19 protein-coding genes and 1 tRNA gene are annotated in these 21,029 nt (G+C 72.7%); 9 read left to right on the plus strand and 11 right to left on the minus strand.

Features of this window, described 5'->3' with window-relative positions; genetic code table 11:
- Positions 1 to 755 precede the first annotated feature (755 nt).
- Positions 756 to 1,901, minus strand: coding sequence for a 4-hydroxyphenylpyruvate dioxygenase (hppD, locus tag AC067A_RS31070; RefSeq protein ID WP_479246098.1), 1,146 nt, complete (start codon positions 1,899 to 1,901; stop codon positions 756 to 758).
- A gap of 121 nt (positions 1,902 to 2,022) precedes the next feature.
- Here hppD and AC067A_RS31075 point away from each other — a divergent pair, with 121 nt between their 5' ends.
- The 4 genes from AC067A_RS31075 (at position 2,023) to AC067A_RS31090 (ending at position 4,789) form a co-directional block, all read left to right on the plus strand.
- Complete coding sequence (locus AC067A_RS31075) at positions 2,023 to 2,499, plus strand: Lrp/AsnC family transcriptional regulator (protein WP_479246100.1); 477 nt, start codon at positions 2,023 to 2,025, stop codon at positions 2,497 to 2,499.
- Positions 2,500 to 2,593: 94 nt separating this feature from the next.
- Positions 2,594 to 3,175 carry an ArsR/SmtB family transcription factor gene (locus AC067A_RS31080; protein ID WP_479246101.1) on the plus strand — a complete coding sequence of 194 codons (582 nt, stop codon included), beginning with the start codon at positions 2,594 to 2,596 and terminating at the stop codon, positions 3,173 to 3,175.
- 67 nt (positions 3,176 to 3,242) lie between these two features.
- Entirely contained in the window at positions 3,243 to 3,440 is a 198-nt protein-coding gene (locus AC067A_RS31085) for a hypothetical protein (protein WP_479246102.1), read from the plus strand.
- 29 nt (positions 3,441 to 3,469) lie between these two features.
- Positions 3,470 to 4,789 (plus strand): MFS transporter, encoded by a 1,320-nt coding sequence (locus tag AC067A_RS31090; protein ID WP_479246104.1) that lies wholly within the window; start codon positions 3,470 to 3,472, stop codon positions 4,787 to 4,789.
- On the opposite strand, the gene AC067A_RS31095 is transcribed toward AC067A_RS31090, so the two are convergent.
- Together AC067A_RS31095 and AC067A_RS31100 are read right to left on the minus strand one after the other, a co-directional pair.
- Complete coding sequence (locus AC067A_RS31095; RefSeq protein WP_479246106.1) at positions 4,722 to 5,516, minus strand: S16 family serine protease; 795 nt, start codon at positions 5,514 to 5,516, stop codon at positions 4,722 to 4,724. The two genes, AC067A_RS31090 and AC067A_RS31095, sit on opposite strands and share 68 nt — an antisense overlap.
- A 9-nt stretch (positions 5,517 to 5,525) precedes the next feature.
- On the minus strand, positions 5,526 to 6,239 hold the full coding sequence (locus tag AC067A_RS31100; RefSeq protein WP_479246107.1) for an alpha/beta hydrolase: 714 nt from the start codon (positions 6,237 to 6,239) through the stop codon (positions 5,526 to 5,528).
- A gap of 500 nt (positions 6,240 to 6,739) precedes the next feature.
- Between AC067A_RS31100 and AC067A_RS31105 the strand changes: the two genes are divergently transcribed.
- Complete coding sequence (locus AC067A_RS31105; RefSeq protein ID WP_479246109.1) at positions 6,740 to 7,702, plus strand: ArsR/SmtB family transcription factor; 963 nt, start codon at positions 6,740 to 6,742, stop codon at positions 7,700 to 7,702.
- A gap of 30 nt (positions 7,703 to 7,732) precedes the next feature.
- On the opposite strand, the gene AC067A_RS31110 is transcribed toward AC067A_RS31105, so the two are convergent.
- The 5 genes from AC067A_RS31110 to AC067A_RS31130 all read right to left on the minus strand — a co-directional run bounded on the left by AC067A_RS31110 (position 7,733) and on the right by AC067A_RS31130 (position 13,009).
- The gene (locus AC067A_RS31110) at positions 7,733 to 8,374 is read right to left on the minus strand and encodes an IclR family transcriptional regulator (protein ID WP_017237054.1); all 642 of its coding nucleotides are present in this window, start codon (positions 8,372 to 8,374) and stop codon (positions 7,733 to 7,735) included.
- Between the two features lie 502 nt (positions 8,375 to 8,876).
- The gene (locus AC067A_RS31115; RefSeq protein WP_479246219.1) at positions 8,877 to 10,673 is read right to left on the minus strand and encodes a DEAD/DEAH box helicase; all 1,797 of its coding nucleotides are present in this window, start codon (positions 10,671 to 10,673) and stop codon (positions 8,877 to 8,879) included.
- A gap of 123 nt (positions 10,674 to 10,796) precedes the next feature.
- Positions 10,797 to 11,189 (minus strand): type II toxin-antitoxin system death-on-curing family toxin, encoded by a 393-nt coding sequence (locus AC067A_RS31120; protein WP_479246111.1) that lies wholly within the window; start codon positions 11,187 to 11,189, stop codon positions 10,797 to 10,799.
- The gene (locus AC067A_RS31125; protein WP_017237051.1) at positions 11,186 to 11,386 is read right to left on the minus strand and encodes a ribbon-helix-helix protein, CopG family; all 201 of its coding nucleotides are present in this window, start codon (positions 11,384 to 11,386) and stop codon (positions 11,186 to 11,188) included. The genes AC067A_RS31120 and AC067A_RS31125 overlap by 4 nt, the downstream gene beginning before the upstream one ends.
- A 42-nt stretch (positions 11,387 to 11,428) precedes the next feature.
- Positions 11,429 to 13,009, minus strand: a complete 1,581-nt coding sequence (locus tag AC067A_RS31130; RefSeq protein WP_479246113.1) for an MFS transporter — start codon at positions 13,007 to 13,009, stop codon at positions 11,429 to 11,431.
- 180 nt (positions 13,010 to 13,189) lie between these two features.
- Between AC067A_RS31130 and AC067A_RS31135 the strand changes: the two genes are divergently transcribed.
- Positions 13,190 to 13,261: transfer RNA gene (locus tag AC067A_RS31135), tRNA-Cys, on the plus strand.
- A 61-nt stretch (positions 13,262 to 13,322) separates the two neighbouring features.
- Positions 13,323 to 13,706 (plus strand): phage holin family protein, encoded by a 384-nt coding sequence (locus AC067A_RS31140; protein WP_479246115.1) that lies wholly within the window; start codon positions 13,323 to 13,325, stop codon positions 13,704 to 13,706.
- 165 nt (positions 13,707 to 13,871) lie between these two features.
- Here AC067A_RS31140 and AC067A_RS31145 read toward each other — a convergent pair whose 3' ends face one another.
- Genes AC067A_RS31145 through AC067A_RS31155 form a run of 3 tightly spaced genes read right to left on the minus strand, consistent with a single transcriptional unit; the run spans position 13,872 to position 17,372 of the window.
- Entirely contained in the window at positions 13,872 to 14,552 is a 681-nt protein-coding gene (locus tag AC067A_RS31145; protein WP_479246117.1) for a hypothetical protein, read from the minus strand.
- Between the two features lie 40 nt (positions 14,553 to 14,592).
- The gene (locus tag AC067A_RS31150) at positions 14,593 to 16,929 is read right to left on the minus strand and encodes a hypothetical protein (protein WP_479246118.1); all 2,337 of its coding nucleotides are present in this window, start codon (positions 16,927 to 16,929) and stop codon (positions 14,593 to 14,595) included.
- Positions 16,930 to 16,943: 14 nt separating this feature from the next.
- A complete protein-coding gene (locus tag AC067A_RS31155) occupies positions 16,944 to 17,372 on the minus strand; it encodes a hypothetical protein (protein ID WP_479246119.1) in 429 nt (142 codons plus the stop codon).
- Positions 17,373 to 17,780: 408 nt separating this feature from the next.
- Here AC067A_RS31155 and AC067A_RS31160 point away from each other — a divergent pair, with 408 nt between their 5' ends.
- Together AC067A_RS31160 and AC067A_RS31165 are read left to right on the plus strand one after the other, a co-directional pair.
- A complete protein-coding gene (locus AC067A_RS31160; RefSeq protein ID WP_479246121.1) occupies positions 17,781 to 18,695 on the plus strand; it encodes a protein kinase family protein in 915 nt (304 codons plus the stop codon).
- Positions 18,696 to 18,801: 106 nt separating this feature from the next.
- The gene (locus tag AC067A_RS31165; protein WP_479246123.1) at positions 18,802 to 20,991 is read left to right on the plus strand and encodes a protein kinase domain-containing protein; all 2,190 of its coding nucleotides are present in this window, start codon (positions 18,802 to 18,804) and stop codon (positions 20,989 to 20,991) included.
- The last annotated feature ends 38 nt before the right edge of the window (positions 20,992 to 21,029 follow it).

Consider the following 21,029-nt stretch of genomic DNA (forward strand, 5'->3'; position numbering starts at 1 on the left):
CCCTCGTAGCGGAGCTACTTGGGCGTTTCGGCCGTGCGGCGAGCGTGCGTGCCGGGCGGTCCGGACCCGACGGGAATCGTCAGACAGGCCCTAGCGGCGCCCCGGCCCACCCCCGTAGGGGCCGGGACACCACACCACCCACCCGTGTGGGCCTACACCCGCCCGGGCTGCCGCCGGCCGCGCCCCCGTGTGGCGGGCCGTCGCCCGCTGCCGTGTGGGCCGTCGCCCGCCGCGCCCCACCGTCGTGTGGGCCTTGCGCCTGCCACACCCCCGCCGCCGTGTGGACCCGCGCCCGGCCCCGTGTGGGCCTTCGCCCACTGCCGTGTGGGCCGTCGCCCCACCGCCGTGTGGGCCTTCGCCCGCTGCCGTGTGGGCAATCGTCCCGCTGGGCGGGACGGGTGGGCACACGGGACGGCGCCCTTGGCGGCGCCTCCGCCCCTCGCGCCTGAGCCCGCACCGGTGGTGCGCCGAGCAAAGGGTGCGGGTTCGGGCGCGGAAGCCTAGGCCCGGCACGGGGCGCCGTCCGTTGTGCCCACCCGTTCCGCCCCAGCGGAACGATTGCCCACAACGGGGGTGGGCGAAGGCGCCGGGGTGGGCACCGCCCAGCGGAACGATGACCCACAACGCAGGTGGGCGCGGGGGTGGGCACCGCCCCGGCGGAACGCCTGCCCACCACGGGCGGGGCGCAGCCCGCGGCGCGGGGGTGGGCGCGGGGCGAAGGGGCCCGGGGGTCCGGGCCCCTTGGGGGGTGGGCGTCAGAGGTTGCCGCGCTTTTCCTGCTCGCGCTCGATCGCCTCGAAGAGGGCCTTGAAGTTGCCCTTGCCGAAGCCCATCGACCCGTGGCGCTCGATCATCTCGAAGAAGACGGTCGGACGGTCCTGGACGGGCTTGGTGAAGATCTGCAGGAGGTAGCCGTCCTCGTCGCGGTCGACGAGGATCTTCAGCTCGCGCAGGGTCTCGACGGGGACGCGGGTCTCGCCGGCCCATTCGCCGAGGGTGTCGTAGTAGGAGTCGGGGGTGTCGAGGAAGGACACGCCCGCCGCCCGCATGGAGCGGACGGTGGCGACGATGTCGTTGGTGGCGAGGGCGATGTGCTGGACGCCGGCGCCGCCGTAGAACTCCAGGTACTCGTCGATCTGCGACTTCTTCTTGGCGATCGCCGGCTCGTTGATCGGGAACTTCACCTTGAGGGTGCCGTCCGCGACGACCTTCGACATCAGGGCCGAGTACTCGGTCGCGATGTCGTCGCCCACGAACTCCTTCATGTTCGTGAAGCCCATGACCTTGTTGTAGAAGCCGACCCAGTCGTTCATCTTGCCGAGCTCGACGTTGCCGACGCAGTGGTCGATGGCCTGGAAGGTGCGCTTGGCCGGCGGCTCGACGATGGGGTTCGCGGGGACGAAGCCCGGCAGGTAGGGGCCGTCGTAGCCGGAGCGCTCGACGAGGGTGTGGCGGGTCTTGCCGTAGGTGGCGATGGCGGCGAGGACGACGGTGCCGTTCTCGTCCTTCACCTCGTACGGCTCGGTGATGCCGGTGGCGCCGTGCTCGACGGCGTAGGCGTACGCGGCTCGCGCGTCCGGCACCTCGATCGCCAGGTCGACGACGCCGTCGCCGTGCTCGGCGACGTGGTCGGCGAGGAAGCGGCCCCAGTCGGTGGAGACCTTGATGACGGAGGTGAACACGAAGCGCGCGGCGCCGTTGGTGAGGACGTAGCTGGCGGTCTCGCGGCTGCCGTTCTCCGGTCCGGAGTAGGCGACCAGCTTCATGCCGAAGGCCGTGGAGTAGTAGTGCGCGGCCTGCTTGGCGTTGCCGACGGCGAAGACGACCGCGTCCATTCCCTTGACCGGGAAGGGATCGGCCTTGCGCGCGGTGGAAGGGGTGTGATCGATGGTCTCAGTCATGGCAGCAATGTCCCGCCGTTCGGCAAGGTGCGCAAGAGTTCGCTGATCTGCTGGTCAACTTGTACAGCGATCGGCGAGCATGGCCGTGCGACTTGTACATCCTGACCATGAGGAGACCGCTGTGGCGATCGATCATTTGGACGGCCGGCTGATCGCGCTCCTCGCGCGCGAGCCGCGCATCGGGGTCCTGGAGGCGTCCCGGCGCCTCGGCGTGGCGCGCGGCACGGTGCAGGCGCGCCTCGACCGCCTCCAGGACAGCGGCGTGATCCGCGGCTTCGGGCCGCAGGTGGACCCGGCGGCGCTGGGCTACCCGGTGACGGCCTTCGCGACCCTGGAGATCAAGCAGGGCCAGGGCGCGGACGTGCGGAACCACCTGGCGACGGTCCCGGAGGTCCTGGAGCTGCACACCACGACGGGTCACGGCGACATGCTCTGCCGCCTCGTCGCCCGCTCCAACGCCGACCTCCAGCGGGTGATCGACCGCGTCGTCGGCTTCGAGGGGATCGTCCGGGCCTCCACGGCGATCGTGATGGAGAACCCGGTGCCCCTGCGGATCATCCCGCTGGTGGAGCAGGCGGCGGACGACCCGCCGCTGTAGCCGGACCCGCCCTCCCGGCGGCGGACCGGAGTTACAAAGGACCAGTTGCAAAGAACCTCTTGCAACTGGTCCTTTGCATGTCTACGCTCGGATCATGTCCGAGCCCGAGGAATTCCTGAGCCGCCAACTGGACCCGCGTTCCCTGCGCGGGCTCGCCCACCCGCTCCGCATCCAGCTGCTGCGGGCCCTGCGCCGCCACGGCCCCGCCACGGCCTCCCAACTGGCCGAGATGCTGGGCGAGTCCAGTGGCGCCACCAGCTACCACCTGCGCCAGCTGGCGGCCCACGGCTTCGTGGAGGACGACCCGACGCGGGGCAAGGGACGCGAGCGGTGGTGGAAGGCCGGCCAGCAGGGCACGAGCGTCGACGCATCGCTCTACAAGAACCCGGACCCCGAGGTCCAGGGCGCCCTCGACATCTACGCCCACGAGATCGCGACCATCCACACGCAGGAACTCGGGACGTACATCGGCACCCGGCACGACTGGGACGAGAGCTGGCTCGGCGCCGCCGACATGAGCGACTTCACCCTGCGCCTGCCCGCCGACAAGCTCCGCGAGCTCGACGAGAAGCTGCACGCCCTCATCGACTCGTACCGCGAAACGGCCGATCCGGCCGCCCCGGGCGCGGAGCGCGTACGCATCCATCTCCACGCGTTCCCGCAGCGCGAGAACTGACCCGACCCGCACCGCCCTCCCCGCGAGTCCCCGCAGCACGACCACCGACGGAAGGAAACCCGGAGCCATGCACGCCGACGTCCACCTCCAGCTGCACCGCCTCCACGCGACCGAGCTCCACCACGACGCCGCCACCGGCCGGGCGCACGCCCCCGCTCCCGCACCCGCCCTGCGCGTTCGCCTCGGCTGGAAGCTGGTGGAGGCCGGGCTCAGACTCGCCGCGAGCCGCCCCGCCGCCACCGACCACTTCACGACGGCCGCCTGACGGAGCCGATCAGACCGGGGGGAACCACCGTGCACCCGCGCGCACCGCTGGCAGCCGTGCTGGCCGCCAACGCCATCTCCATCAGCGGCAATTCGCTCACCCTCATCGCGGTCCCATGGTTCGCCCTGGAGACCACCGGCAGTCCCGGCAAGGCGGGCCTCGTCGCCTTCTGCGCCGCCCTGCCCGTCATCGCCTCCGCCATCGTCGGAGGCCCCGTCATCGACAGGATCGGCCGCCGCCGGGTCGCCGTCGCCTCCGACCTCGTCTGCGCCCTCGCACTCGCCGCCATCCCCCTGCTCAACCACGCCGGAATGCTCCGGTTCTGGATGCTGTGCGCGCTGATGGCCGTCACCGGCTTCTTCCACGCACCCGGCGAGACCGCGCGCAACGTCCTCACGCCCGACCTGGCCGAGCGGGCCGGCATGCCGCTCTCCCGCGCCACCAGCTTCTACGACGCCGTCTCGCGCGGCGCCCGGATGACCGGAGCCGCCCTCGCCGGCCTCCTGGTCGCCCTCATCGGCGCCGACACCGTGCTGTACGTCGACGCCGCCACCTTCACCGTCTCCGCGGCCCTCGCCCTCGTGGGACTGCGCGGCATCCCGTCCGCCGAACCGGCGCGCGGAGCACCGCCGTTGTCCGTCGCCGTCTACCGGGCCGACCTGCGCGAGGGCTACGCGTTCCTGCTGCGCACCCCGCTGATCCTCGGCGTCAACCTCATGGTGATGGTCACCAACGGCCTGGCCCAGAGCTGGAGCACGGTCCTCCTGCCGGTGCACGCCCGCGAGGAGCTCGGCGGACCGGCGGCGCTCGGCCTGCTCGTCGCCGTCTTCGGCGGCTGCGCCCTGACCGGCGCCCTGCTCTACGCGGCGATAGGCCACCGCTTCCCGCGCCGCCCGGTCGTCGCGGTCGGCTTCCTGCTCGCCGGAGCGCCCGTGTACGTGACGGCGGCCCTCACCGACACCACCGCCCCCCTGCTCGTGGCGATGGCGCTCGGCGGGCTCGGCGCCGGGGTGCTCAACCCGATCCTCGGCGCGGTCTTCTACGAGACGGTCCCGGAGGAGCTGCGCAGCCGCGTCGGCAGCGCCAGTACCGCGAGCGTGCTGCTGACCACCCCGCTCGGCGGGCTCGCCGCCGGCTTCCTGGTCGAGCGGACGGGCATCACCACGGCGCTGCTCACCGTCGGCGGGCTGTACTTCCTCGCCGCGCTCTGCCCGGTGGTCTTCCCCTCCTGGCGCGGCATGGACGCGCCGCGCACCGCGAAGGGGTCCGGCGGGCCCGGACTCAGCAGGCCGGAACCTTCTTCTCCTGCCCCTGCTCCAGGGCCCGCAGGGACGCCACCGCGTCGCTGAGCGCGGTGACGGGGACCAGCCGCATGCCCTCGGGCAGCTCGGCCTGGGCGTCCGAGCACTCCGCCTTCGGTACGAGGAAGACGGTGGCCCCGTCCCGCGCGGCGGCCTGCGTCTTGAGGGAGACGCCGCCGACCGCGCCGACGGTGCCGTCCGCCTCGATCGTGCCCGTGCCGGCGACGGAACGCCCGCCGGTGAGGTCGCCGCCGTCCCCGTCGCCGTCGAGCTTGTCGACGATGCCGAGCGAGAACAGCAGACCGGCGCTGGGCCCGCCGATGTCCGAGAGGTGCAGGGTCACCTTCACCTCAGCGGGGTCCAGCTTCAGATAGCCGAGGGCGGCGAGGGCGGCGGCGTCCTGCGACTCCTTCATCTGCCCGAGGTTGTGCTTCTCGATCTCGGCGTCGGACTTCCCCGACGGGTAGACGGAGTCGTGCGGCAGGACGGCCCGGTCGGTCCGGAACCACGCGTCGGCGACGTCCCCGAGGTCGACGTCCGTCGAGGGCCCCGTCGCCACGATCGTCGTCATCCGCAGCTGCCCGCTCGTCGGCAGCACGGGCGCGCCGGTGATCGTGATGATCTCCCGGCCCTCGTCCTTCCCGAGCACGTCGACGGTCGTCCCGGGCTGCGCGATCGCGTACGGCAGCGGCGCCAGCCCGACGACGGCGAACAGCGCGGCGACGGGCAGCGCGCACAGCGCGAGGACACGGGGACGAGACAGGCTGGAGAGCACGCCCCCAATCTACTGGGGCGTGCCGCGCCACCGGGCCGGGGGCACGGCCGGCGGCAGCCGCCGGGCGAAGAAGGCCCCCACCCCGCGCCGTACGGCCGCCATCGCCGCCGCGGTGTCGCCCGGCCCCACGAGCGCGGTCCTGGCCCCGGCGGTGACGAGGCCGGCGGCCTGGAGCTGCGGGACGAGGAAGGCGTGGTCGCAGAGGGCCCAGTGTCCGCTGCCGGCCAGCAGGACGCGGCGGGCCGGGAGTCCCTCCCACGAACGTTCGAGCCGGGCGGCGCCCTCGAAGCCGCCCGTCCGGAACAGGAGCAGCGGCCGGTCGAGCCCCTTCACCAGCGCCGGGTCCAGGTCGAGGTAGCCCTCCAGGTTCACGCCCGCGGCGATCCGGTCGTCGCAGGCCAGCGCGTGCACGGCGGCGGTGCCGCCCGCCGAGTGCCCGTAGACGCCGATCCGGCCCAGGTCCATGACCGGGGCGAGGGGCAGGTCACCGAGCCGGTCCAGGACGAAGCGGAGGTCCGCGACCCGCGTGTCGATCATGGTGCGGAAGGTCCGCGGGTCCGGCTCCCCGCGCAGCACCGTCCACCGCATCCCGCTGGGCAGCTCCACCTGGCTCGCGTCCCCGGGGTGGTCGACGAGGACGACGACCCGGCCGTGGCTCGCGAGGTCCTCGGCCAGGGTCGAGCCGAGCGTGCGGCAGTCGCCGCCTCCCGGGCCGTACAGCAAGCACCGGGCGCCGTCCCGGCAGCGCGGGCGCGTCCACGTGTCCGTGCGTGAGGACCGCGCCCCAGTCGACGCCCGCCGCCGGCAGCCCCGGGTGCACCAGGGGGGCCAGGCCCGCGAACTCCCGCGCCTCGGCCGCCGTCAGCTGCGGGGCGCGCGGGCGGCCGCGGACGGTGCGGGCCGGGTACAGGACGCTGATCATCACCTCCCGTACCCCGGTGCCGGGCTCCCAGGGGTCGTCGCGCGAGGTGTCCGTCAGGGCGAAGGTCCGCACGCCCACCGGGTGGGGTCCGGTCGGCGCGGGCAGCCGGAGCGCGGCCGGTTCCGCGGCCGCCCGGGCGGGGGCCGAGGCGAGGAGGGTGGCGGCGACCGCGTACAGGGCGCCCTTGGCGACGGTACGGCGGCGGGGTGCGGGGTGTCGTGTCATGCACGGCATCCTTGGACGCGGCGGGCCCGCACGCGAAGGTTCAGGCCCGGCCCGAAAGGCTGGCGGGAGACGACGAGTGCTGCGTATCCACTTCACCCCGGACGACCTCACCCGCGTCCGGTTCGCGCCCCGGCCCTCTCCCGTCCCCGAAATCCACGCCGCCCTCATGATGCTCGGCGCGCCGCACGAGAAGCTGCTCTTCGGGCGCTGGCGGGGCAGGCTGTCGCGCGCCCTGCCGGCGGCGGCCGGGCCGCTGGCGGACCTGGTGCCGGGCGGGGCGGCCCCGTACTTCCTCGACGTCCTCGGCGGGACGCGGGAGGAGGGCTTCGCGCTGATCCGGGCGAGCCGGCCGGAGTTCGTCCGGTCCGAGCTGGAGCGGGTGTACGCGGGCGGGGGCCCGGTGCCTCCGTGGATCCGCGCCCTGCACGGCGGGGAGGCAGGAGCCTGGCGCACGCTCGACCGCGCGCAGCGGGCGGCGCACGAGACCGTCCTGGCGCCGGTCTGGCCGCTGGTCCAGGACCTGCACCGGGCGGAGTTCACCCGGCACGCGCTGACCCTCGCGGAACGGGGCCTCGCCGCCGCCCTGACGGCTTCGGCCCCGGGCTCACGGCTGCGGGACGGCGTCTGGGAGTGGCCCGGCGTCCCGGCCCGCCCGGACCTGCGGCTCGACGGCCGGGGGCTCGTGCTGCTGCCGACCTTCCACTGGCGCGGCGGCCCGCTCGTCCAGGACCTGCCGGGGCGCCCCGTGGTCCTGGCCTACCCGGCGGGCCCGGGCCTGCCGCTCGCCCCGGACGGCGGCGGCACCCGGGAGGAGGCCCTGACGGCGGTCCTCGGCAGGACCAGGGCCGAACTGCTGCACGCCCTGGACGGGGCGCTGACGACGACGGGCCTGGCCCGCCGCCTCGGCGTCAGCAACGCGACGGCCTCGGCCCACGCCCAGGCCCTCCGCGCGGCGGGCCTCCTCACGACCACCAGGACGGGCAGGTCGGTCCGCCACGAGAGGACCCCCTTGGGCACTCTGGTGGCGGGCCTCGCCTAGGCGGCGCCCGGGTCCCCCGCCGGGCAGGGTCTAACGCAGCGCGTCGGCGACCTCTCGGGCCGCGTCGACGACGCGGGGTCCGACGCGCTCCGGCACCGCGTCGGCGAGCATGACGACGCCGACGCTGCCCTCGACGCCGGTGACGCCGACGAGCGGGGCCGCGGCGCCGCTGGCACCGGCCTCGAGTTCGCCGTGGGTGAGGGTGAAGCCCGGTTCGATCAGGGAGCCCTGGCGGGCGGCGAGGATCGCCCTCCCGGCGGCGCCCCGGTCCAACGGGTGACGGAAGCCGGCCCGGTAGGCGACGTGGTAGTCGGTCCAGGTCGGCTCGACGACCGCGACGGCGAGCGCCTCTGCCCCGTCGACCAGGGTCAGGTGGGCCGTGGCCCCTATGTCCTCGGCGAGGGAGCGCAGCGCGGGCAGGGCGGCCTCGCGCACCAGGGGGTGGACCTGGCGGCCCAGCCGCAGCACGCCGAGGCCGACGCGGGCGCGCCCGCCGAGGTCGCGGCGGACGAGGGCGTGCTGTTCGAGGGTGGCCAGCAGACGGTAGACCACGGTCCTGTTGACGCCGAGTTTGTTGGACAACTCGGTGACGGTCAGGCCGTGGTCGGTGTCGGCGAGCAGCTTGAGGACTCTGAGTCCCCGGTCGAGCGTCTGGGAGGTCTCCGCGGTCACGACGCCCTCTCCTTCGGAGTGAGTGGCGACGGCTCTCACGGGATTACGACGCCGGTCCCGTCGGCGACGCACGTCAGAGGCCGCCGGCAGGAAGGGGTACACCGGCTGCGCTCCGCGGCGGCGCTGCCACGGGGCGATTGCTTTTGAGCCGGGACAGTAGCGACCCGCTCCGCTCAGCGGAAGACCTCGTCCAGAATCCGGGCGCCACCGACCGGATAGAGACGGTTCGGGACCTTCGTCGGTCGGACTGGGGACTTTGGCGGACAAGATCGGCTTTGTCGTGCCCGTAGCGTGGAAGCCGCCCGGAGGCCGACCGTGGGGGCCGGCCCCCGGTGTCCGTCCCGCCGCCGCGGGACGAGTGAGGCCCGTACGAACGACGTCGTACGGGCCTCAGCCGCGTTTCCGGGGGCTCGCGCCGGGGGCGCGGCCGGGGGTCACCGGGCGATCCGGGGCCCGCCCGGCTCACCCCGCGTCTCCGGGGGCCTGCCGGGGCGGCCGGGCGTCACCGCATCCGGGTGGCCCACTCCTGCACCTTCTTGATCCGTTCCCGGATCTGCCCGGCGGTGGCCTCGGCGCTCGGCGGGCCGCCGCACACCCGGCGGAGCTCGGTGTGGATCACGCCGTGCGGCTTGCCGGTCTGGTGGACGTACGCGCCCACCATCGTATTGAGCTGTTTCCGCAGCTCGAGCAGCTCCTTGTGGGAAACGACGGGCCGCCGTTCCGCCGGGAGCTCGAGCAGATCGGCCTCCGTGTCCGGCTTCTTGCGGCTGTGCGCGATCTGCCGGGCCTGCCGCTTCTGGAGGAGCAGTTGCACCTGGTCGGGTTCGAGGAGGCCGGGGATGCCCAGGTAGTCCTGCTCCTCGGCGCTGCCGGGGTGGGCCTGCATGCCGAACTCGGCGCTGTTGTAGAGCACGCGGTCGAAGACGGCGTCGGACTCCAGGGCCTCGAAGGGCAGCATGTCCTGTTCGCCGGTGTCCTCGTCCTGCTGGCGCTCGGCCTCGGCGAGTTCCTTCTCGGACTCGGCGTAGGGGTCCTCGTCCTCGCCCGCCTTCTTGGGCCTGTCGAGGACGTGGTCGCGCTCGACCTCCATCTCGTTGGCGAAGCCGAGGAGGCTGGGGATCGTGGGAAGGAACACGGACGCGGTCTCGCCGCGCCTGCGGGAACGCACGAAACGGCCGACGGCCTGCGCGAAGAACAGCGGCGTCGAGATGGTCGTCGCGTACACGCCGACCGCGAGGCGGGGTACGTCGACGCCCTCGGACACCATGCGGACGGCGACCATCCACCGGTCGGTGTTCTCGCTGAACTCGTCGATGCGGTTCGACGCGCCGGTGTCGTCGGAGAGGACGACGGTGGCCTTGGTGCCGGTGATCTCGCGGATCAGCTTGGCGTACGAGCGGGCCGAGTCCTGGTCGGAGGCGATGACGAGGCCGCCGGCGTCGGGGATGGACTTGCGGACCTCGGTGAGCCGCTGGTCGGCGGCGCGCAGGACGTTCGGCATCCAGTCGCCCTTGGCGTCCAGCGCGGTCCGCCAGGCCTGCGAGATCGCGTCCTTGGTCATCGGCTCGCCGAGGCGGGCGGCGATCTCGTCGCCGGCCTTGGTGCGCCAGCGCATGTTGCCGCTGTAGGAGAGGAAGATGACCGGCCGGACGACGCCGTCGCCGAGGGCGTTGCCGTAGCCGTACGTGTAGTCCGCGGAGGAGCGCCGGATGCCGTCGTTCCCCTCCTCGTACGTCACGAACGGGATCGGGTTCGTGTCCGACCGGAACGGCGTACCGGTCAGCGCCAGGCGCCTGGTGGCCGGCTCGAAGGCCTCCAGGCAGGCCTCGCCCCAGGACTTGGAGTCACCGGCGTGGTGGATCTCGTCGAGGATGACGAGGGTCTTGCGCTGCTCGGAACGGTTGCGGTGCAGCATCGGGCGGACCCCGACGCCGGCGTAGGTGATGGCGACCCCGTCGTACTCCTTGCTGAGCGGACCGGCGCTGTAGTCGGGATCGAGCTTGATCCCTATCCGCGCCGCGGCCGCCGCCCACTGCTTCTTCAGATGCTCGGTGGGCGCGACGACGGTGATCTGCTGCACCACGTGGTGGTGCAGCAGCCACGACGCCAGCGTCAGCGCGAAGGTCGTCTTGCCGGCGCCGGGCGTGGCGACCGCGAGGAAGTCACGGGGCTGCTCCTGGATGTACTTCTCCATCGCCCCCTGCTGCCAGGCGCGCAGCTTGCCGGCGGTACCCCACGGGGCCCGTCCGGGGAAGGCGGGAGAAAGGTGATGGGAGGAGGTGGTGGTAGTAGTCACGATCTCCGGGTTCGACGCTCGTCCAGATATGACAACCGGGCCACCTTACCGGTGGCCCGGCCGGAACTTCGTATGAAACGGGACGGGGTGGATGCGGTTGCGACCCACCTCACGTCGCGGCGGAACTCACCCCGCCGCGGGGCCGGTCAACGCGCGCAGCCCCTCCGCGATCGCCTCGACTTCGTCGGTCTCACCGGTCGCCACGGCGATGACCAGGCGTTCCGCCGCGTCGATGTCCGGCCGCAGCTGGACTCCGTTCATGGCGAGGAAGGTGACGCAGGACAGCCAGGCGGTGCGCTTGTTCCCGTCGACGAAAGGGTGGTTCACCGCGAGGGACTGCAGCAGCGCGGCCGCCTTCCCCATGAGGTCGGGATACGCCTCTTCCCCGAACATCGCGGCCGAGGGGCGGTGGACCGCCGAGTCGAGCAGGCCCGCGTCACGGACGACGACCTTCTGATCGTCGACCGCGTGCTCGGCGATGATCAGAACGTCTTCGCCGGAGAGGTACACGCAGGTCACTTGAGCCGCTCCATGAGCTCGTGCCACTTGGTCGCCTGCTCCATGGCGGTCTTGCGCACGATCGCCTCCTGGGCGGTGCGCGCGAGGTAGTCGTCGACGGCACGCAGCAGGATGGCGTGCATGCTCGTGCCCTCCTGCTCGGCGCGCTGCTTCAGGGCCTCGGTCTGGTCGTCACGGAGACGGAGGTTCATAGCCATACCAGAACGGTACCACCATGGGGTCATTCTGGTACCGGATGCTCAGTTGCGCGCCGATCCGGGCCCCAACCGCGTAGCGACCCACGCACCCACCGCCGCCACCCCCGCCATCGGCAGGAAGACCGCCGCGAAGGCGGCCGGGTGGGAGCCGGAGGACGAGGCGGCGTCCACGGCGTGGCCGACGGCGCCGCCGCCGAGGGCGGCGAACGCGGCGCCGCCCGCCGCGAGCAGCAGGACGTTGGAGAGGCCGTCGGAGATCTGGAGGGCGGCGGAGTTGGCGCCGACCTCCTCGGGGGCGGAGAGCTTCATGAGGAGCACGCTCGTGGAGGCGATGACGGCGCCCATGCCGAGGCAGCCGAAGGCCCAGACGGCCGCGACCGTCCAGACCGGAACCGAGGCGATCAGGACGCTCGGCGCGGCGGCGATCGAGACCGCGACGAGGACCATGCCGAGGGTGACGAGCCGCTCCCGGTACGGCTCCGTCCACGGCCGCGACTGGATCCAGGAGCCGAGCGCCCAGGTCAGGCCCCCCGCCGCGAGCGAGAAGCCCGCCAGGGTGGGGCTGAGGCCGCGCTGGGTGACGAGCATCAGCGGGACGAAGGACTCGGCGGCGATGAAGGACCCGGCGGCGATGCCCCGCAGCAGGACGACGGAGGGCAGGCCGCGCGCCGCGCGCCAGGTGCCGTGCGGCAGGAGCCCGCGGACGGCGGGCACCAGGAGCGCGACGCCGGCGGCGGCCGGCAGGACGGAGAGCCAGCGCAGTTCCTGGCCCGCGTACTGCAGGAGCCCCGCCCCGGCCGAGACGCCGAGGGCCAGCAGGATCCGCCGCCGGTCCCAGGGGGTCACGGGCGCCTGCGGGTCGGCGGGCCCCGAGGCGGTGCGGCGTATCGCGGGGAGCGCGAGGGCCAGCGGGAAGACCACGAGGACGGGGATGCCGACGAAGACCCAGCGCCAGCCCAGGTGCTCGGTGACCGTCCCGGCGGCGAGCGGCCCGACGACGGAGGGGACGACCCAGCACGCGGCGAAGGCGGCCATGATCGCGGGCCTGAGGTGCTCGTCGTAGGCGCGGCCGATGACCACGTACAGCGCGACGATCACGAGGCCGCCGCCCAGGCCCTGTACGGCCCGGCCGAGGACGAACAGCCACATCGCGCCGGCCGTCCCCGACAGGAGCAGCCCTGCGGAGAACGCGGCGATCCCGGCCGTGAGCGAGCCCAGCGGCCCGCTGCGGTCGGACCACTGGCCGGCCAGGACCATCGCGAAGAGGCTGGTCGTGAAGTACGCGGAGAAGGCGAAGGCGTAGACGGAGACACCGTTCAGCTCGCGGGCCGCGACGGGCATGGCGGTACCCACGGCCGTCGCCTCGAAGGCGATGAGCAGGACCACGGAGACGATGCCGACGCTGAGCGCCCGATGGGCCGCGTCGAGCAGGGACCCCCGCGGGGGTCCGTGCGCGTCGAGCACGGACCCCTGCGGACCGTCCGCGTCGAGCACGGATCCCCGCGGGCCGCCCTGCGGCACACCGGCCCCGGTACCTGCGGCGACGTCCCCGTCGACCGCGCCACCGGCTCTTCTCGCGACGTCGACGTCGGCCTCCGCATCGCGGGGTTCAAGGGCGCTCATCCCCCCAGAGTAAGAGGTGAAGCCCCCGATGACCCCTGTCAGGAGTCCCGACCGTCCTCGGCCCTTCGACGTACGACCACGAACGCGGTGTTGCGGCCGTGTGACAGTCACATGGCGCGACCCCCGGAACCCTTGAGCCCCTTCCGGACCGCCCCATACGGTCGTACCACTGCACAACACGACCGTGTGCCCGAGTGGTTCAGGGACTCGCCTGCAAAGCGAGTTACGTCGGTTCGATTCCGATCACGGTCTCTGGATGATCTTCCTTTACGGAACCTTCACATCCGCGGTTCGGCTGTGCCAGAGTCCCCCCATGAGCGATCAAGGCGTACGCAAGCTGGGCGTCATCCTCGGGGTGGCGCTCGCCGGGGGTCTGCTGCCCGGCATCACCCTGGGCACGGAGACCGTCGACGCGGTCCTCTCGGTCCTGATCGCCACCCTGGTGATCGTGGTCCTCACCCAGGTCGTCCACATCGGCCCCTCGGGCCGCGTGCCGCCCGGCACCCTCCTCGTCCTCGGCCTCGCCGGCTTCGTCCAGGACGCCCTCATCTGGTGGCTGCTCTCCTGGCTCGGCCCCAAGATCTCCGACCTCCACGTCGACGGCCTCGCCACCGTCCTCCTCGCCGCCCTCCTCACCCGCTCGACCGCCCTCCTCCTCACCCGGCTCTCCCCCGCCACCGAGACGGCCGAGGACTGAACCCCCGGGAGCACCCCCACGACGCCCAGGGCCCGACGGCACGGAGGGTCGCCCCGGCAGGACACCGGGAACGGCGGCCTCCTCCCGGCACCCGAGCGGCCTCCTCCCGGCACCCGAGCGGCTCCCGCGCGCTCCGGGCGAGGGGCAGCGCGACCGCCCTCGCCGCTACTGCTCCCCCCGCCACTTCCTGACCTCGAAGACGGGCTTCGCGGGAAGTCCCGCGTCGTCCTCGCAACCGAGCTTCCTCACGACCGCGAGGGCGGCGGAGTGGAGGACGGTGAGGTAGGCCTCGCGGGTGGCGGGGGTGTTGGCGGGGTAGGCGCCGTTGGTCGACTTCTTGAAACTGAGCAGACCCTCGACGGGAGCCGGCTCCTTGTCCGACCCTTCGAGCCGCGGACTGACACACCCGACGAAAATGCGTGCCGTCTTGTTGTCCGTGCTCGTCTCCCGGCCCATCCCGTAGAGATACCGGCCCCGGGCCGACCACTTGGTGCCGTCGTCGTACAGGTCGGCGCGTTCGTACAGCATGAACTCGACGGTGACGCCGTTCTTCGGCGTGCCGTCCACGGTCGCCTTGCACATGGGGGTGTGGCCCGGAGGCCGCCCCTCCCGCGCCTGGTCCTCGATCAGCACGTTCACGGTCCGGTCCAGCCCACCGCTCCCGGCTTCCGAGAACTCCTTCGTGCCGAGCACCGACTCGAGCGCTCCGGCGGCCGCGGGCGAGAGCGTGCCGTCGCACTGCCGGGCAGCGGTGACCCTCGGCGGCTCCTCCTCGTCGCTCCCGCACGCGGTCAAGAGCAGACCGAGGGCGAGCGCGGTCGATACGGAGGCGGACGCACTTCTCATCGGATTACCTCGGGATTCCTCAGACGGTCGGGGCGAAGTCTCAGCCGGTCTCGGGGGCGTTGCCGGTCTGCTTCGAGTGATCGTTCCCCTTGCCGTAGCCATTGCCGACGGACTCGATCATGTCCTGTCGGAAGTCGCTGCTCACCTGGGAGCGGTGCTCGGCCAGGAACCGCTCCATCGGGGACTCGGCGCTGTACCGGCCCGCCGTGTACATGGCCGCGTTGTCCTCGTGGATCTTGTCCTCGGTCGCGTCCTTGTGATCGTCGACCGATTTGTCCGACCAGTCCCCGATGACCTGTCCGGCGAGCTGCTCCATGACCCCGGAACCGGTGTCGACGGCGAGCGGCACGAGGACGGCGGCCGCGCCGACCGCGGCGGTGGCGGGGAGGAAGGCGACACCGGCGGCGATGCCCACCGTGGCGCCGAGCTCCACCCAGCCGGCCTTGGCGGCCTGCGCCTTCTCGTACTCCTCGTGCTTCTTCATGCCCTCGGCCTCGACCTGGGCGCCGCGGGACTCGTCGAGGACGCCCTGGAGGGTGGCACCCGTGTACACGGTGGCCCGCGCGTTCCCCTCGTCGATCTTGCCGTCGGGGCCGACCTGCGCTTCGAGCACGCTCGTGGTGTACAGGCGCTCGGCCGTGGAGACCGTGGCATAGGCGTCCGGGTGCTGGCCGAGGGAGCTCAGGAACTTGACCGTCGACTCGCGGTCGAGCTCGATGTGGGCCGCCCCGTCCTTCGTCGGGGCGAAGGGGCTGTCCGGACTGTTCTTGTCCAGACCCCAGTTGAGGTCGTCGATGTAGCCGGCGCCCATGTTGCCGAGGCTGTCCGCCAGCGGGGACTGCCACTTCTTGAGCAGTTCGGCGTCGCCGCCGTACTTCTCGACGACCTGCGTCATGATCTTGGCAGTCGTCTCGTCGCGCTTCAGCTCCGGCGTCTGGTCGTCCCAGGCGTGACCGAGCGTCGCGGCCTCCAGGGCGTGGCCGAGCGCGTCGGGCATGTAGTCGGCGGACTTCTTGGCGGCGTCCGGATCGTGCCCGTCGATGTCGGGGAAGAGGTCGTACTTCTCGTTGCCGAAGAAATCGAGATAGTTCTCGATCTTGTTTCCGTCCTTGTCCTTCCCGAGGTTGAGCTCGCCGCCGACGCTGCCGTCCTCCTTGTACGAGGTCAGCGGATCCTTCGAGAAGAAGTCCTTGGACGCCTCCGGGCTGTGCCCCAGCGCCTCCAGCATCGAGATCATCGGGTCGAAGCCGGCGCCGTTGACGCCGGAGGGGTTGTACTGGTTCTGGAGCCCGCCGCTGATCATCGGCTTGCTGTTGGCGAAGAGGTACGGGTCCTTGGCGTGGAGCTGGGTGACGTGCTCGGCGATGGGGACGAGGAACTTCTTGTCGTAGTCGCCGTAGCGCATGATGCCGCCGAGCAACTGGTAGCCGTAGGCGGGGTTGTTGTCGTACTTGACGAGGGGGATGCGCTCCGTGCCGAGCTTGCGCATGTCGGCGGACCACTTCTCGGTCCAGGCGTCGCCGCCCTGCGTGGCGGTCGCGAGGTTGAGGCCGAGGTTCTTCTGGAGGTCCTGGACGTCGGCGAGGCGCTGCTTGTCGACCTTCGTGTAGTCGTACGTGTCGGTGGACAGCTGGCCGAAGAACTCCAGGGCGCCCTTGGGGCCCATGCCGTCGTAGAAGCCGCGGGAGAACTCCTTGGAACCGCTGTTGTCCTTGAGGAGCTCGTTGAGGCGCATCAGCTCCTCGTGCGAGATGTCGCGGCCCTTCTTGGCGAGGTCGACGGCGCGCTGCGCCTCCTCGGCGTCGAGGCTCGCGTACTTGGGGGCGCTGAAGTTGTGCCGGTCGCCGGTGATGTTGGCCTTGAGGGCGTTGGAGCAGGAGACGTCGGCGTCGTCGCAGGTCTCGACGATGGCGTCGATGCGCCGCTGCATCGCCTCGATGTCGGCGCGCTCCTTGCGGACCATGTCCTGGAAGTCGGGGTCGTGGCGCATCCCCTGGTCCTTCGTCTGGGACAGCGGCTCGACGGCCTCGACCTTCCCGGCCTTCACCACGAAGCCCTTCGCGGGGGCCTCCGTCTCGACGATCTTCTTCAGGTCGTCCTTGGCCTTCTTGAAGGCGTTGTAGCCGTCCTCCAGGACCTTGTGGATGCCGTCGGCGGCCTTGGCGGCGTCGGCGAACTCCTTCGCCGTCTTGTCCACGAAGGGCTTGGTGACCTCGGCGTTCACCCCGCGCCAGTAGTCGTCCCTGGCCTTCGCGGCCATGGTCGACTGCGCGTCCTGGGAGAGGGTGTCGAGCTTGCCCTTCATCGCGGCCCAGTCGTCGGCCGAGGCCTTCATCCGGTCCAGCGGAGCGTGGTACACGTTGTCAAAGGTCAGCACAGCAGGTCCCCCGCCTACTTGAGGTACTCGTTGATCTTGGAAGCCGAGAGGGCCGCCGCGATGTCCGCCTCTTCCTTGGCGTGCGAGGCCGCGCTGTAGTCGAGGTGGTTGGAGATGTTGGCGCAGGCGTCGAGCAGCGTGTTCAGCTGCGAGCCCCACGTCTCCTGGACGGTGGTCATGGCGGAGCCGGTGAGGAAGCCGTGACTGGACAGGCCCGTCGCCGCCTCCGTGGTGCTCGTCCGCGCGTGGTTGCCGTCCTTGACCAGCCGGCCGTGCAGCGCGTACGCGGCGCTGCCGATGACGCCGAGCTTGTCCTGGTCGACGCTCAGGTCGGCGTTGCCTCCACCGCCGCCACCAGGCTCGGGAGCGACCTGATTCAGCCTCATGCTCACGCTGGCCGTCGACGTGGAACGTACGGACGCCCACTCCTCTTCGAACGACATGCTCGCCCCCGCTGCTCCCGTGACCCGTCTGATCGTGTTCGTTCCTGCTTCGCCCCAGCAAGTTCCGCGCCCAGGGAAACATCGCGATCGTAGTCCCCGAAGGCCCGTTCGAGCATTCCCCGCCGGGAAATGTCCTCAAGTCCGGCATCCGCACCGCGGTCACGGACCCGCTTCACCTTCGCAACTCGGACAGCCCGGGCTTTCCCCCCACCCGACGCCCCCGCGACCGGCCCACGCCCCCGCCCCGAAACCGCCCCGCCCGCGACGGGAGCGCACCGGGGCCCGCCTCGAACCGGCCACCGCCCGCCGGTCGCCCGCGGCTCCCGGCCACGGCCCCGCGCCCCCGCCTCGATAGGCTCGACCCGCCCCCGTCGCCACGGGGCGCAGCGACGACGGGGGGACGCACACGTGGAACAGGCACGCGCACGGGAGGAATCCACGCGCCGGATCGGTCCCTACCGGCTGATCACCCGCCTCGACCCGCCCGGTACGGCCGTCCCCTGCCGCCGGTTCGTCGCCCGTACGCGGGACGGCGAGCGTACGGTCCTGCTGAACGCCCCGCTGCCCGGCGCGGACCCCGCCCGCTTCGCCACGGAGGCCGACGCGGCCCGCCGTCTCCTCGGCCCCTGGACGGCGCCGGTGACGGACCTGGCCGGACCCGGCGAGGCCCCCTGGTACGCGATCCCGTACGTCCCCGCACTTCCGCTCCCGGTCGCCCTCGCCGTCCACGGGGGTCCGCTGCCGGAGGCGACCGTACGGGCCGTGGGCGCCGCCCTCGCCGAGGCGCTGGCCGGCGCGCACGCCCAGGGCCTCACGCACGCCGGAGTCTCCCCCGCCGCCGTGCTGCTCACCTCCGACGGGCCCCGCCTGAGCTGCTTCGGCGCGGTACGGGCCGCGGGTCCCGACGGCGAGCCCCGCACCGGCCTGCCCGGCCTCGACCCGGGCGCGCTCGCCCCCGAACAGGCCTCCGGCGGCCGCCCGCGCCCGCCGGGCGACGTCTTCGCGCTCGGCGCCGTCCTCGCGTACGCCGCCACCGGCCACACCGTGCCCGAACGCGACGAACTCCCGCCCGGCCTCCGCCCGGTGGTCTCCTCCTGCCTCGCCCGCGACCCCGCCGACCGGCCCACCGCCGCCGCCCTCACGGCCGCCCTGGCCCCGCCGACCACCCACCGCACCGTCCTCGACTCGGCCGGCGCCCTCCTCACCCCCGGCTGGCTGCCCGGCCGCGTCGTCGCCGCCCTCGCCCGTCAGTCCGCCGAGCTCCTCGCCGTGGACCTCCCCCCGCTGCCCGCCCCGCCCGAACCCGCCACCGCACGAACCTGACGGCCGGGGTGCCCGACGCCCCTGACCTCCACCCCGAAACCGAGGGGCGCGCCACCCCGGCCCGCCCCTCGCCCGCCCTCGCTCTGGATCCCACGGACCTCACCTCATGCTGTCGCCCCTGACCCACGACGACCCGGCCACCGTCGCCACGTACCGTCTCCTCGCCCGCCTCGGCTCCGGCGGCATGGGGACGGTCTATCTGGCGCGCACCCCCGGCGGCCGTACGGTCGCGCTCAAGACCGTGCACGCGCGGCTCGCCACCGACCCCGCCTTCCGGGCCAGGTTCCGGTTGGAGACGGACGCGGCGCGGATCATCGGGGCTCGCCACGGCGCGGCGGTCGTCGACGCCGATCCGCTCGCGGAGACGCCGTGGCTGGCCACCGAGTACGTCCTCGGGCCGCCGCTGGACGACGCCGTCGCCCTGGGCGGCGCCCTTCCCGAGCCGACCGTCCGCGCCCTGGGCGCCGCGCTCGCCGGCGCGCTCGCGCAGTTGCACTCGTCGGACGTCGTCCACCGCGACCTGAAGCCCTCGAACGTCCTGGTCACCGCCTACGGCCCGAAGATCATCGACTTCGGCATCGCCCGCGCGGCCGGCGACGACCACCTGACCCGTACGGGAGCGGCGGCCGGCACCCCGGCCTTCATGTCCCCCGAGCAGGCGAGCGGCGAGGAACACCCCCCGGCCGGCGACGTGTTCGCGCTCGCGGGCGTCCTCGTCTTCGCCGCCACCGGCCACGGCCCCTTCGGCACCGGCTCCCCCGCCGACCTCCTCTACCGCGTCCGCTACGCCGACCCCGACCTCACCGGCGTCCCGGAGTCCCTGGTCCCCCTCCTCACCGCCTGCCTCTCCAAGGACCCCGCCGCCCGACCCACCACCGCCGACCTCGCCGCCCGTCTCCACGACGGCCGCGGCGACTTCGCCGACCACCTCCCCCCGCTCGTCCTCGCCGACATCGCCCGCCGCGCCACCGACGTCTGGCTGCACGCCCCGCACCGCCTGCCGACGCCGGCCGCCTCGGCCGTGGCCGACACCGTCCCCGGCCCTCCGTTCTCCCGCCGCCGCGCCCTCGGCCTGGGCGGCGGATCCCTGCTCGGCCTCGCGGCGGCGGGCGGCGGGCTGTGGGCGTGGCTGAGCTCGCGGGACACCCCTCAGGCCACCGGGGGCGCCCCGGCCGCCACGGGCCCGACGGCCATACCCGCCAAGACGGCCTCCGACGGATCGCCGGTGGCGCTGTGGCAGGGAGAGTCCCTCGACCGCGAGCAGCGGACCACGCAGCTGCTCGCCGGCGGTGTCGTCGGCTTCGCGGAGACCGTCGACTTCCGGGTCCTGGACCCGAAGGACGGCCGGACACTGTGGTCCGAGTCGCTGGACCCGTTCCAGGTCACCAGCGACGGTACGTACTTCTACGCGTCGGACGGCGCCTACGACGGCCCAGGCGCGCTGAACATCCGTACGCTCGACCCCCGTACCGGCAAGGAAGCCGCCCCGAAGATCGTCCTCAAGGGCTTCGACGGCACGAACTCCGGCACCGAACTCCTCACCGCCTCCGGCGACATGCTCTTCGCCGCCTCGCGCCGGGGCAAGAAGGAGATCGACTCGGATGCCAACGAGCGGGGCTGGCACCTGATCGCCGTCAACCTCCGCACGGGCAAGGAAGCATGGCGCCACGCGTACGCGTGGGACGGCGTCCGCCCGTGGCTCGCCCAGGTGGCCGACGGCCGGCTGATCCTCGGCAAGAACAGCGGTGACATGGAGACCTTCCTCGTCCAGGCGCGCGAGGTGCAGACCGGACGCCAGCTGTGGCAGCGACGCCTCCCGCTGAAGGACTCGGACGCGTTCATCCCCGGCCAGCTCGCGATCGACGAGCGACACGCGTACTTCGGCGGTGACCGCCTCCGGGCGCTCCGCCTCACCGACGGCGCGATCGCCTGGGAGCACGGCTCCGGCTCCGCCACCACCTCCTACGGCGTGCCGGCCGTGTCGGGCGGGTTCGTCTACGCCCAGGAGAACAGGAGCACGCCCGGGTTCGTGGCCGTGGCGGCCGACTTCGGCGTCAGGCGCTGGACGGAGTTGCCCTCCGGCCGCTCGCTGACGCCCGAGTTCTTCACCGCTCCCGTGGTCGGCGAGAAGTACGTGTACGCCCCCGTGAAGGGCGGGCTGAGCGCGATCGACCTGGTCACCAACCGCTCGGCCTGGGTGTTCCCGACGGAGGCGAGCAGGTTCGTCGTCGACAAGGAACGGAGCCGCATCATCGGCGCCGGCAAGACGTCCGTCGTCGCGATCCCCTTCGCCTGAGCACCTTCGTCCCCGGCCCTCCGCCCCCTCACCCACCG

Source organism: Streptomyces sp. NPDC043176, from assembly GCF_056436715.1.

Coding starts and splice junctions, on each gene's coding strand:
- AC067A_RS31085 (WP_479246102.1), top strand. CDS start 3,243: ATGCACGCCGACGTCCACCTCCAGCTGCACCGCCTCCACGCGACCGAG.
- AC067A_RS31155 (WP_479246119.1), bottom strand. CDS start 17,372: ATGTCGTTCGAAGAGGAGTGGGCGTCCGTACGTTCCACGTCGACGGCC.
- AC067A_RS31140 (WP_479246115.1), top strand. CDS start 13,323: ATGAGCGATCAAGGCGTACGCAAGCTGGGCGTCATCCTCGGGGTGGCG.
- AC067A_RS31165 (WP_479246123.1), top strand. CDS start 18,802: ATGCTGTCGCCCCTGACCCACGACGACCCGGCCACCGTCGCCACGTAC.
- AC067A_RS31130 (WP_479246113.1), bottom strand. CDS start 13,009: ATGAGCGCCCTTGAACCCCGCGATGCGGAGGCCGACGTCGACGTCGCG.
- AC067A_RS31125 (WP_017237051.1), bottom strand. CDS start 11,386: ATGGCTATGAACCTCCGTCTCCGTGACGACCAGACCGAGGCCCTGAAG.
- AC067A_RS31145 (WP_479246117.1), bottom strand. CDS start 14,552: ATGAGAAGTGCGTCCGCCTCCGTATCGACCGCGCTCGCCCTCGGTCTG.
- AC067A_RS31080 (WP_479246101.1), top strand. CDS start 2,594: ATGTCCGAGCCCGAGGAATTCCTGAGCCGCCAACTGGACCCGCGTTCC.
- hppD (WP_479246098.1), bottom strand. CDS start 1,901: ATGACTGAGACCATCGATCACACCCCTTCCACCGCGCGCAAGGCCGAT.